Annotated in this window: 15 protein-coding genes; all 15 read right to left on the bottom strand. The window is 31.3% G+C overall.

What is annotated here, in order from left to right:
• Nucleotides 1-25: 25 nt before the first annotated feature.
• The 15 genes from HMPREF9402_RS01655 to HMPREF9402_RS01720 all read right to left on the bottom strand — a co-directional run bounded on the left by HMPREF9402_RS01655 (nucleotide 26) and on the right by HMPREF9402_RS01720 (nucleotide 12,586).
• On the bottom strand, nucleotides 26-640 hold the full coding sequence (locus HMPREF9402_RS01655; RefSeq protein ID WP_009606281.1) for a hypothetical protein: 615 nt from the start codon (nucleotides 638-640) through the stop codon (nucleotides 26-28).
• Complete coding sequence (locus HMPREF9402_RS01660; RefSeq protein ID WP_006785909.1) at nucleotides 630-1,166, bottom strand: RNA polymerase sigma factor; 537 nt, start codon at nucleotides 1,164-1,166, stop codon at nucleotides 630-632. The genes HMPREF9402_RS01655 and HMPREF9402_RS01660 overlap by 11 nt, the downstream gene beginning before the upstream one ends.
• Before the next feature lie 185 nt (nucleotides 1,167-1,351).
• The gene (locus HMPREF9402_RS01665) at nucleotides 1,352-1,681 is read right to left on the bottom strand and encodes a hypothetical protein (RefSeq protein WP_006785908.1); all 330 of its coding nucleotides are present in this window, start codon (nucleotides 1,679-1,681) and stop codon (nucleotides 1,352-1,354) included.
• A gap of 68 nt (nucleotides 1,682-1,749) precedes the next feature.
• Complete coding sequence (locus HMPREF9402_RS01670) at nucleotides 1,750-3,993, bottom strand: EAL domain-containing protein (RefSeq protein ID WP_006785907.1); 2,244 nt, start codon at nucleotides 3,991-3,993, stop codon at nucleotides 1,750-1,752.
• A gap of 110 nt (nucleotides 3,994-4,103) precedes the next feature.
• A complete protein-coding gene (locus HMPREF9402_RS01675) occupies nucleotides 4,104-4,745 on the bottom strand; it encodes a lactate utilization protein (protein WP_006785906.1) in 642 nt (213 codons plus the stop codon).
• A gap of 317 nt (nucleotides 4,746-5,062) precedes the next feature.
• Nucleotides 5,063-5,314, bottom strand: coding sequence for a spore coat protein (locus HMPREF9402_RS01680; protein WP_006785905.1), 252 nt, complete (start codon nucleotides 5,312-5,314; stop codon nucleotides 5,063-5,065).
• A gap of 12 nt (nucleotides 5,315-5,326) precedes the next feature.
• Nucleotides 5,327-5,506 (bottom strand): hypothetical protein, encoded by a 180-nt coding sequence (locus HMPREF9402_RS01685; protein ID WP_229040043.1) that lies wholly within the window; start codon nucleotides 5,504-5,506, stop codon nucleotides 5,327-5,329.
• Nucleotides 5,507-5,629: 123 nt separating this feature from the next.
• Nucleotides 5,630-6,343, bottom strand: coding sequence for a CBS domain-containing protein (locus HMPREF9402_RS01690; RefSeq protein ID WP_009606300.1), 714 nt, complete (start codon nucleotides 6,341-6,343; stop codon nucleotides 5,630-5,632).
• A 2-nt stretch (nucleotides 6,344-6,345) separates the two neighbouring features.
• Entirely contained in the window at nucleotides 6,346-6,885 is a 540-nt protein-coding gene (gene thpR, locus HMPREF9402_RS01695) for an RNA 2',3'-cyclic phosphodiesterase (protein WP_009606275.1), read from the bottom strand.
• Nucleotides 6,886-6,999: 114 nt separating this feature from the next.
• Nucleotides 7,000-7,788 (bottom strand): GNAT family N-acetyltransferase, encoded by a 789-nt coding sequence (locus HMPREF9402_RS01700; RefSeq protein ID WP_009606298.1) that lies wholly within the window; start codon nucleotides 7,786-7,788, stop codon nucleotides 7,000-7,002.
• An 88-nt stretch (nucleotides 7,789-7,876) separates the two neighbouring features.
• On the bottom strand, nucleotides 7,877-9,178 hold the full coding sequence (locus HMPREF9402_RS01705; protein ID WP_009606296.1) for an alpha-amylase family glycosyl hydrolase: 1,302 nt from the start codon (nucleotides 9,176-9,178) through the stop codon (nucleotides 7,877-7,879).
• Between the two features lie 241 nt (nucleotides 9,179-9,419).
• On the bottom strand, nucleotides 9,420-9,794 hold the full coding sequence (locus tag HMPREF9402_RS01710) for a hypothetical protein (protein WP_006785896.1): 375 nt from the start codon (nucleotides 9,792-9,794) through the stop codon (nucleotides 9,420-9,422).
• A 163-nt stretch (nucleotides 9,795-9,957) separates the two neighbouring features.
• A complete protein-coding gene (locus HMPREF9402_RS01715; protein WP_009606285.1) occupies nucleotides 9,958-11,337 on the bottom strand; it encodes a Mur ligase family protein in 1,380 nt (459 codons plus the stop codon).
• A gap of 14 nt (nucleotides 11,338-11,351) precedes the next feature.
• Entirely contained in the window at nucleotides 11,352-11,498 is a 147-nt protein-coding gene (locus HMPREF9402_RS15000; protein ID WP_443259899.1) for a hypothetical protein, read from the bottom strand.
• Nucleotides 11,498-12,586 (bottom strand): ATP-grasp domain-containing protein, encoded by a 1,089-nt coding sequence (locus HMPREF9402_RS01720; RefSeq protein WP_009606276.1) that lies wholly within the window; start codon nucleotides 12,584-12,586, stop codon nucleotides 11,498-11,500. Before HMPREF9402_RS01720 ends, HMPREF9402_RS15000 begins: the two co-directional genes overlap by 1 nt.
• Nucleotides 12,587-12,668 lie beyond the last annotated feature (82 nt).

The following is a 12,668-nucleotide window of genomic DNA, read 5'->3' on the forward strand; positions in this document are numbered from 1 at the left end:
AATTTAGTGAGTTGTTTTTATTATGTTATTGAATAGCATCAACTTTATCTAAATGCAACAAATCTCGTACGACAGAATCTTGACCACCATACAAGAAATAATTTAAATCATCCAACTTAAACAATTGATATGAGCTTAGCGATTGATTCATTTCTGATAAAATAGCTTCTAAATTAGTGCTAACAGATTCATTATCCACATCTGTGGATAACTCTAAAAAGTAACTTGGCTGATTATAAACGATGAAGGAATGAATAGTAATTCCATCAGTTACAAATGAAGTATCATCTGTAAATTCAATCGAAGCTTGTGTTAACTGTGTTTTAAATTGCGAGAACATTGTTTCAGGTATCAAATTTCTCATCACACCATCTTGCTCTTCACTCGAAATTGCCATTGGCGTTGCTTCATTTAAGTACTGTGGTTGTGAGACCTCTTCTTTACTTTGAACTAATACAACTAACATCATTGTTGCAAAAGTCATAGCTGTTAAAGACAGACCTTTAACTTTACGATATCTAATCCCTGAAGTTCTTGATTTTTTCGTCACATAATCAAGTGTTCTTGCTTTTAAATGAGGATTGATTTGGATTGTTTCTAGTTGTTTATGAATGGCTTCTCGTATTTCTTTATCTTCCACTAATCTCACCTCTTTCTTCCATCATTTTTTTCAATTTTTCTCGCCCACGAGCCAAACGACTTTGTACGGTTCCCTTTGGTATATTTAAAATCTTTGCCATTTCATCATAACTAAAGTCTTCATAATAAAATAGTAAGATTACTTCTTTATATCTTTGTGGAAGCTTCATAATCATTTCATATAATTCATTATTTGATTCTGACTGTGTCATATCAAATGGTTGTTCATATTGTGTCTGATTTTGCTCTTCTAAAGTTCCAAAGGTAGTAACACGTCGCAACCAGCTCGTTCGTAAAAGGTCTTTACACGTATTAATCGTGATTCGGATTAACCATGTCTTTTCACTACTTAAATGCTCAAATTTATGATAATTCTTCATGACCTTATAAAAGACCTCTTGAAAAATATCTTCGGCTAATTGCTGATCTTTAACATATAAATATGCAATTTTTAAGACATCTTGTCCATAATCCTCAATCAATCGTTCAACGACCATTTGGGCTGATTGATAGGTGTCTTTTTTCACTTATTTCCACCTCTTTCACTTATTAGACGTATGAACTCTTAAATTGGTTCCCATCTATCTTAATAAATTATAACTAATTTCCGTCAAAAAAAAATCAAATTCTTTCATTTCCATCATTCTCTTACAATCAGACGAAAAAAGAGCTAAACTATGCTAATCATTCACATAAATTTAGCTCTTAATTTTTATGATAATAATTTTGAATCTAAATCATTTAATTCCTTTGATTTTGATTCTTTTTTCTTTAATTCACCTTTACCATCCATTACAACTTGGATAACAGCTGGTCCTCCATCTGCTGAAAGTGGACTATTCTCTCCACCTACTAGATTTTCAATTAACTCTTTAAAGAATCCATATTTTCTTTCTTCATAAACAGAAAGAATTTGAACAAGTAATTCATTCGTTAAATGAATTCCTTCTTCTTCTAAGTGTTGACATAAATCTTCGATAAAATCAGAGTCTGGTTCTAAAAATGCTTCAAGTCCTAAATCCATATTGATATCTTGTTTCATCTCATTCACCTCTTGAAACTACAACATTAATTCTACTCATACATTTTATTATGACTTATTTTATAAAATTAAACAACCAATTTTCTCTGATAATAGCTTCCACTCACAACATCAATTCCAAAATTCGAAATTAAATCATGAGAAGATTTATTGTCAATATCCGAACAACAAATCTTCACATTGTAATTAGAGCAAACCGATATTAAAGATTTCATCATTCCTGAGTAATGATACGTTGAACTTAGATATTGAATTAAACTAGGACTTAATTTTAAATAATTAATATTTAAATTTCGAATTGATCCTGTTAGGGAACCCGTTCCATAATCATCAAGAGCTACCCCAACTCCTAACTCATGCAAACGATTAATCAACTTTTTCAAAAATTCATTTTGTTCAAATAAAACATCTTCATTGATACTAATAATGATTTGATTATAATTCAAATTATATCGTTTTAAACAATTTAAGATACGTCCTACAATTAACTTATTCATTAATGTTTCTCGTGATAATTTAATAAATAGATACGGATTTGAATGAATGGTCTGATACGCTTCTTTAATTAATTGACAGCCAATTTCAAGAGTTGCCATTTCAACTTCCATTAATAAACTTTCTCTAATAACTTCTTTATCTCCATCCAGATTATCAATTACTAAATTTAAATCACTTAATATCCCTTTAAACTCAATTCCGAATAACTGTTGGCCACCTTCATTATAAAAATGCTTTTTATCAATAATAAAATTCTTCTCTTTATATGCTTTTAATAAAAGATTATGAATGTCCTCTGAAAGAGCCAAATACGACGATGATTCTTGACAAAAACTTACACTATAATTCTGTTCAAGTTCAGTATGGACAACCATCCCATAAAAAGAAGTATACACAATACGCATTGTTTTAGAAAAATCAGAAGATGTAAAGCGTGGTAAACAAAATGCTACCGTATATTTTCGTTGTAAATTATCATATAGGGGCTTTAATAAACTATTTAATTTTTGTTTTAATTTCACTTCTCCAGTACACGCCTTAAAATAAAACCATAATCCATGATCATGGAAACAAAACGTTAACTCACCTTGAATAATTGCATTCAAATTATTAATTAAACTTTCCTTTAATTCCTGTGAAAATTCACTGCAAAAACAATCATCAACCATTAAAAAACCAACCACTGTTTGTGAATTATACTCACGTTGGTAGTGGGCTCCCATCTGTTGCCACGAAACAATCCGATATTTATCATCAAACTTAACAGAATCTAATTGGTTATAATACTGTTTATACGTTTGATAAACATTTTGAATTTTAGTTTTCAAAATACCCTCCTCATAAAATAAAATCTGACGATTTTGACCTAGTAACTCATAAATTTTCAAATAACACTCTTTATCCTTCACAATACTTTCTTCACCTAGCAAGTAATAATAAAAAACTCTTAACAAATAATACTGATGATTTTCACTCAATTTTTGGGTAACATCCGCTATATACTGACCAATTTCATCTTTCTTATAAATCAACTGATAGGTTAAATCATACAGCATCAAATACGGATTATGCTTTGAAATAGAAGAATCGTGACTAAAATCTAGCCACTTAATTTCCTCAAATTTATTCAATTTATAAAAAGATTGTGTCTGAATCACATAAATAATCATCAAAAATTCTCGATTCACACCTAAATCCTGATAATCTTGATGGTAAGATAAAACTTCTAAAATTTTATCGTAGTCTTGATTTACATATAGATTTAACAAATCAAATACAAACACAATAGAAGCTGGAACAAAATTTTCTCCATACAATTGAACCAACGAATTAAATCGAATAATACCTTTTCGATTACATGATTTGAGAATAATTTGAGAGAGTTTTTCAAATGAATAAGTCACTAAAAGGGGATTCTTTTTCTCAACACTTACTTCTAACGCTCTTTTATAATAATTTTCTGCCTCTTTATAAAATTGATTTGACTCAAAAATATATCCTAATTCTAGATAAATATATACCTTCAAAATATTATTAAAATCTAATTCCTCTAAAAGACTTAGACACTCAATTAAATAAACTATTGCTGTATGATACTCTTTTTGTTCAACAAAGTATTGCTCACTTAAAATTAAAAGAGAAACCAAGTAATCAAAATTTTGATGACTTCGTTCCACTTCAATTATCTTTTCTAATGAATCTTCCGATATAGAGTCAAAATTAAAACTCTCTTTTATAGAATAAAATTTATCTAATAAATAACTTGCCTGTATAAAAAAACTTAACAATTGCTTTCTAGATATTGAAGCCCCCATATTAAACTCTCTCCTGTTCACCAACAACGTACCACATAGCTATTATTATACTAACCTCTCGCAAACAAATACATAGGAGAATTTGAGAGATAACGGCGAATATTCTATCCTTAAAATCCTAAATGCTCATTGACTAAAATAACATGAACACGATCCTTAAATCCTTGCGGTCCCATCAGTACGTAATTTCGACAAATTCGTTCTAAACTTTTACAATCACTACATCTTAACGTTTTAGCACACGGTGTTTTCTTATTTAAACGAAGGGCATTCGCTGGAGCTGCCACCTCACGATTTCTTTTAATCGCCGCGTCTAAATCACGGACAATCTTATTCACACCCGCTACAATAATCACCTTATTCGGACCATAAAGTAGTGCTGCTACACGATTACTACGTCCATCCACATTATATAAAAAACCATCCTCTGTAATCGCATTCGCACTACTCAAATAAACATCCGCCATAAAACATTCACGATAACGTGAATGACGCTCTTCATTTGTCAAATTAGCTTCTTGAGTTGCAATAAAATCATATTTACCGCTTTGAAGTTCTTGCATAATTCCCACTTCATTCAACGTTACTGACCCACCTACTCCGATTTTGTCACCTTCACTTAGCATCGATTTGACCAACATTAGTGCTTCCTCACGTGTCTTAACAAACATCGGATTCATACAATGAGCCTCTAAAGCCTTCATTGTCCGTTCTACTCGCTTTATCATCACTTCATTTACAAACTCATTCATATAAAATTCCTCCTGTTTACCTTTACACCTTTAACATACCCACAAAACGTATTTTTGGCAAGAGCAAAAAGTCATGTTAATTATTATCATTACAAATCCATATCTTTTCTAATTGAATCAATACTTTATAAAAAATTCGATTCACATAAAAAAAGACACCGTAAAAGTGTCTTAATTTAATCTATACTATATTTTAAATCAATTTCTCCCAATAAAATTTCAGTTAACTGAAACCTAATGAGAAGGATTAATACTTTCTTAAATTCTTCGCATTACTTCTAATCAGAAAAATTTTTTACTTCATGACTTTTTTAAAATTACTGTGCATTTGGAGCAAATTTTTGTTTAACTTGTTCAATTTGCTGTTGGTCAGCTGCCTGTGATGGATACCAGCCTTTTTGTGCCATTGCAGCATAAACTTCATTTTGCATACAAAGTGTATCATTTAAAACCTTCTCAAAAGTAGTATGTACATTTAATGTTGATGACTCAATTGTTCCATGTAAGTATAAATCTGCCGCACCTTTTAACACTAAAAGAACATCTTCCATAAGATCTCTTTCGTTCATACTATACCCTCCTTATTGATTTAATAATTGATAAAATTGATCAAAAATCATTTTTTGTTTATTGGCTATTTTTTCAACTAATTGTTTCAAATCTTCATTTGAAAGTTGTGATGCACATTCACGACATTTTTTCTCCATATGTTGAGCATGCCCCAGTGCATCTTGAATATATAAAAGTTCTTTTGGACTCATCATATCACCTCCAATCAACTTATATTTATTATTTATCAATGAAGATAGGTTATGCACGCTGAGATTTTATTATCAAAACATTAACTTTTATTACTTTTAATTTTTATGAGGCCAGTTATTTTATTAATTAAATACATATTGATCATTCGTATAAATATATTTCAACAAATTATCATATGTAATAACTGCTTCAATCTCACCACTTTTATCTCCTGTTGTCGTTAATAATAAAGCATCTAATTTTTTGGGTGACTTTTGAAATAACTGCCACGCATCATAAACTGTCATACTTTCCTTTACAAACTCATACTGAGACTTTTTCTCATAATCTAAAATATCTTTCATTGTGCCATCCAATTCAATATTATTATTCTCAATATGCTTTTGTAACCATTTCGTCACTGCCCGAGAAGTTACCAATCCCATAAATTCATTTCCTTCATAAATTGGAAATTTTGAAAATTCTTTTTCAGCTGATGTCTTTAAAACCGTATGCAGTGTATCCGTCATCAAAAACTTTACAACCTCACTTTTAAATACAGTTAAATCGGCCGGATCCACCAACTGTTGTTCAATGAACTTCATTCTTTCGACTGTCTCATCAGATGGCGTTGCGATGACCGACTCAAAATCATCCGTTTGATGAACAATAATATTTCGAAGTTTTCTAAATAAATGTAACTCATCCATATAACGCTCAATCATCGGATGACTTTTCGCCTTATAAAGTAAATCACTAAACGAAACATTATCATCTGAATTCGTATATTTCTTCAAATACTTATGGATATGATTGAAAGATTCAATAAACTCTAAATAACCAGCTTGCTGTGCCATACTTAAACCAACTCCCGTGTAAAAAGTGGACGATACATTAAAGTCCCATCAACATTTATACTTTCAAATAATGTCACATTCAAAATCTCAGCCTGTCGTTCAATCGTTATCCCACGTGAAATATCAACCAGTGGCACTAAAAGTTTAGAATGACGACACAGTGTAATGTGTGGTGTATAAATCTGCTCACCTTTCTCAATCAACGAATGTTTTACTAATTTATCATTTAATTTCATGACATAATCCGTCAATTCAACAGCCGGCTGACATCCCATATAAATCACATACCGTCCCTTTTTATTAAAAAAACCAATGTGATCGAAAAATAACTTCATACGTTGAACCTCTAAATCTTTGATAATCTGAACAATCTCTGGAACTTTAGACTCCTCTATCATCCCTAGAAATCTTAATGTTAAATGAAAATTATCATATCTCGTATAATTTGCTCGTTCACAATATTTCTCAACCATCAACTGAGACGTCTGAAAATAATCATTCACATCATCTGAAAACTTTACACCTATAAATAATCTCTTCATATCGTCACCTAATATTGTTCTTTTCTAATAGGATATACCAAATCGTGTAGAAATATTTCAAAAAATAGCGAAAAAGGAACCTGAAATTTTAAGTAACGGTTCCTTTTCCAATATTTATTTACAAACAATCATCTTCCATTTTCCAATCGTCTTAAACCCTAATTTATGATAAACTGATCCAGCCTCAGGATTATCATAAAATAAACAAAGTGTCTTATTCTCATTTAATAAATCACGGCATAATTTTGATAAACATTGCGCCATAAATCCACGTTTTCGATAATCTTTGTGTGTAGCAACGGCTACAACCATAGCCGACTTCGAATTCTCAGCTGCTGTTTGCACATTACAAACCACATCTTTTGCTTCATTTTCAATAAAATAAACACGTCCTGAACGACTTTCGATTTTACGACAGATCTCATCTGTTGACCTAAACGTTCCAGAAAACTCTTCAATCGTCACTAACAAATCTAAAATACGTCTAGCATCCTCACAACTTGCTTCTTTAATCTCAACTAAAACCTCTTCTAAAAACGAATCATCTATTAACTCACAAAAATACATTTCTCGCACTTCTGCCTGTTCAAAACAATCAGTAAATTGATCAGCAATAACTTTTTCACCTGAAATAATTTTTGCGCAGTCATTAGTTTTAATAATCGACTTAAATCCCTCTACATTAAAATCTAAATCCTCAAAATATGGAATAAAGTTCTCACGATAACGAAGTAAAACACCATTTAACTCATCATTTTCATTAAAGCTTCCCCACACCGTTTGAATATCAGAATCAAATCCAAAATTTTCAATATCCCCAATTTGAAATAAATTTAATCCTGGATTTTTACTTAAAAAAGCAAGTGTCTTTATTCTATCCCCCTCAGTTAATTGTCTTATCATTATGTTTCATCTCCTTCATAGATATTAAAAGCATTATAACAGGATTCATCATAATAAGAAAGAATCAAATTACATTTTATTCCATAACTTATTTAGCTATATCAAACACAATCGCACGTACATCTAATTGAACTTTTCCATCTTGCACAACAACCTCTTTATTAGTTAAGCAATCTTTATAGATTCCATCTGCAATCTCAATTGATACGACACCTGATTTACTAGCAAAATTAAAGATTGCAACACGTGTCTTATAACTTGTTTCATAAGATAAGATAACAGTATCAGCTACATCGCCTGTTTGAATTCGATAAAATCCCTCTGCCATAATAGCGTCATGCTTTAACTCACTTAACTGCTTCATATAATCAGCAAGGCCGTGTTCATTGTAACGACTCCAATTCACTTTATCGATATCAAATAAACTTGGTCGATTCGTATCAAGAGCCTCTTGCCCCGCATAAATCATCGTTGTTCCTTTTTGAAGATACGTGAAAGCTGTCCAAGTAAAGAGTTGATCGATATTGGGAATCAGTGTAGCTGCGCGGTCTTGATCATGATTTTCTAAACAACGAAGCTTCACATAATTATCCGGATAAATACCTTCTTGCATCGCAACACGATCAATGTATGCATTCAATGAATTTTTGCCACGTAAATAACCTTGATACTCCTCAAAAACATCATAGTCATAGCAGATATCAAATGCTTGATAAACCTCGCTATCACTTGCCGCTTCATATCCAAGTGAACGGATATAGTTCACAAATCCAATATGTACACTTTCTGCAAGCCAGATAAAGTTTGGATTAATCTTTGCAATCTCTTTTCTAGCGCGTACCCAAAATTCAATAGGAACGAGCGATGCTACATCACATCGATACCCATCTACACCAAGACTAGCCCAGTATTCAAGAGTATCTAAAAGTTCTGCCCATAACTCTTCACCTTTTGAATAATCTAAATCTGTAATATCGGACCAATCTCCGACACGATTTGCGAAGTTCCCATCTTCATTTTTATAAAACCACTCTGGATGTGTGTTAAGTAAATGGGAATCGCGTGACGTATGATTAAACACAACATCAATCATCAACTTCATTCCATGTTCATGAGTCGCTTCAATTAGACGTTTAAAATCATCTAACGTTCCATACTCAGGATTTACTTCACGATAATTTTGAATTGAATAAGGACATCCGAGCTCACCTTTTTTATCTTTTTGACCAATCGGATGAATCGGCAATAAATATAAAATATCGACTCCTAAATTTTTAATGCGATCTAAATCTTCAATTAATTCATTGAACGTTCCACTTGCATTGTGATTTCGATTATACACTTGATAAATAACCATTTGTCGTAATGATTTCGGTGTATCTATTGCCATGCCTCATTCCCCCTAAAATAAATAATGTTAATCACCCTTAATATACACTGCCACTAGTAAAAAGCCTGTCGAAAGGAACTAAACTTTCACCTTGTAATGGGTTACGTTATACAACTCTTTTTCATGCAATAATAATGAAACTAACGGAAAAAATTCGACTTAATACAAAGAGAACTCTTTATATAAATCTGTGGATAAAGCAATAGATAGCATAAAAAAAATCAGGCTAAGCCTGATTTTTTTAATACATTAATGTAATAACAAATTGAATTGTAAAACTAAATGTCACCATAATCGAAATTAAAGCAAGCATTGTAATAATTTGAGTAAATCCACCTAGCATTGGGAATTTCTCTTTAAATATCTCATAAAGCTTATATGTTAAAACTCCCATAAACGCAAACACAAAATTAATTGCAATATGAATTAAAGACATTTTAATGAAATACGGAATCGTGTAAAACAACGAACTTCCAAACGAAAGCATCAAAGCTAACACGGATAATACAGTATTCACTAAAACAAACTCAATTGGTCGATAATGGGGTTTAAATAATTTAAACACAAATCCTATAATAAAAAAGACAATTGGAAAAACGACTAATGCAAAAATCATGTTCTTATGTCATCCTCTCTCAACCCATACAATACTGAATATAGTCTAATCATAACATATCGACAGATTAAATAGAAGGGCTAACATTTTCTAGGTAACCGGTTATATAAGTTATCCATAGTTTGTTTTTTTAAAAAACTGTGGATAACAAAGATGACAAAAACTAACCCTTAATAATTTTTTCTGTTAATTCCTTGATATCGTAGTCAAACATAGAACATTTAATGAGCAAAGTTGTTTCTTCATTAAGGATATCAGATAATAATTCATAGACACCTTCTGTTTGTTCAAACTGAAAGACCTTACCATGGAATCCATTCAATGAACATTCAGTAGCTATATTATTAGCAAGATCTCCAATTGTAATTAGATAATCAATGTTAAATTTAGCTATCATTTTTCCAACTTCTTTATGATAGTCCGCTGAGTGCTCTCCTAACTGTTTAATATGGCCAATTAATGCAACTTTTTTATGTTGTTGATTTAATTCGCATAAAGTATTCATTGCTGCCTTCAAAGAAGCTGTATTTATATTCCAAGTATCATCAATTATTGTAGCTTGATTTAATCCTTTTTTGATTTCACAATGATTCATAAGTAATTTAAAACTAGACAATGCTTGAGCAGCCTGAGTAATTCCAATTCCCATTTCGTGTGTTGCAGCTAAAGCTGCTAAAGCATTATAAACTTGATGCTTTCCATAACCAGGAACAAAAATTTGATACTTCATTTTATTTAAAGTTAAAGTAAAGTTCATTCCATTATTTCCATAAGTAATATTAGACGCTTGGAATAAACACGGAGTATCAATCCCAAAATAGATGATATTTCCTTTACATTTTGATGTATCTATTGTTTTTATTTTTTCATCATCCGCATTTAATATTAGCGTTCCACCTTCAGGAATAACAGAAACCATTTCAGCTTTTGCATTAATATAACCTTGTAAAGTTTTACATCTCTCTAAATGGTCAATTCCAATATTCGTGATAATCCCGATATTAGGCAAAAAATGACTACAAGTATATGTAATATCTCCTGGTGCTCCCACAGCTGACTCATAAACAGCTGCCTGAATAGAATCATCAATTCGTAAAAGATAAATTAAGTTTCTAGGATTTCCATTTGCGGAGCGAACTGTTCCTTCAACCTTATACCAAGTACTTAAGATATGTTTGATCATATCTTTAGTGGTCGTTTTACCTGAAGTTCCTGTTACCGCAACAACAGGAATATCAAATAATTGGCGATAAAAATGGATGAACGCATCATATGCATCATCAATATCCGAAACTCTAATGACTATACAACCAGAAATTTTTTTTAATTCTTTGACTTCACGGTCAACCACTACCGCACATGGACAATATTGAGCTATACGTTTAAAATCAATATTTCGATGCTGAACTAAGAATAATAATGTATTGGGCTGTTCGATGTGTTCATAATATCTAGCCACATCTTTGATTAAGATATCAGAATTTCCCTGAATAATTGTTCCTTTAATGACTGTTAATATTTTTCCAAGTGTATGAGCTTTCAATTTTCCCCCCTAAATCAATTATTGCTTTCATCATCTGATGAATTTGATATAATAAATTTTATTTCTGAAGCTGCTTGTAAAGCATTCTTTTTGGCTTCGATTTCCGTTCGTCCAGTTGCAATAACATACGCATACCGATCCCCCATAGATTGCGGTGGTATTAGATAAGCACTTTTTTAGGTTTTACATAAACATATTCAACGTGTGGTGAATTAAGTGCTCTTTTTTTCCCAGTTACTTTTACTAAAACACCTTCTTCATTTATGATAATATGTTGGCAATAGACATGTTTTCTATATTTTGGATGCAAGTTAGGCTGAAAACCTAGGGCAAATTTTAATGTTTCTTCAACATAGTTAATTCCAAATCCTGCTTTTATCATATTATTCATACCGCCACCTGAAATACGAGGATTTATCTCAATCAACTTCCAGTTATCCTTAACTAGTCTCATCTCAAGATGGCAAGTTCCATTTGTCATACCATGTATTTGAATGATTTCCACAACAGCTTTTTTTAATTTTTCTTCAAAAGCAGTATCATCCGTTAAGATTAAGTTATACGCTGTTATTATAAAACGTTGAGTATCAGTCACTATTTGTTCAAAAATTGCGACAATATGAACACTAGAATCCTTTACAAAACATTCGACTAAGTATTGAGGCCCCTCGAGAAACTCTTCTAAAATAATAGGATCATTTGGATATTTAGAAAATAACATTTCACTTTTTTGTTTGTAATCATCTAGATTGCTAATTTTCAATACATCTTTAGATCCGGTTGAGGTTGGACATTTAACAACGGCTGGTAAATAAGATGTAATGGTTTCATCATCTATAGTACTACTACTGTCTATTTCAATAAATTGTGGAACATAAGAAGTCCTTGCTAAAACTTCTCTTGATTTAATTTTATTTTCCATAATAGCAATGGCCTCTCTTGAAAATCTACCAATATGAAAATCTTCAGCCAATTGAGCTGCAATATGACAATAATGATCTGTAAAACTGATAATGCATTTAATATCTAATGATCGCATCTGTAATTTTTTTATGGCTTTTCTTAGTTTATCTAAATCATCTATATCGATGAGTTGAATCAAATGAATATCTGGAAACTCCCTTCGATGTTCAATATAATGCTCCCTATTAGTAAATAAAACAGTAAAATACCCCATGCGTTCAGCTTGTTTAATAGCTTCTCGACTTGATCCAGATTTTTGTGTATTAATAAACACGATTGTTTTCAATACTTTCACCCCCCCCTCATATTAATCTTGTTTATAGTGACAATTTAGAAATTTAACACTATCATCTATATTCATACTAATT

This window comes from Turicibacter sp. HGF1 (genome assembly GCF_000191865.1).
In the GTDB taxonomy this organism is placed as follows: Bacteria; Bacillota_I; Bacilli_A; order MOL361; family Turicibacteraceae; genus Turicibacter; species Turicibacter sanguinis.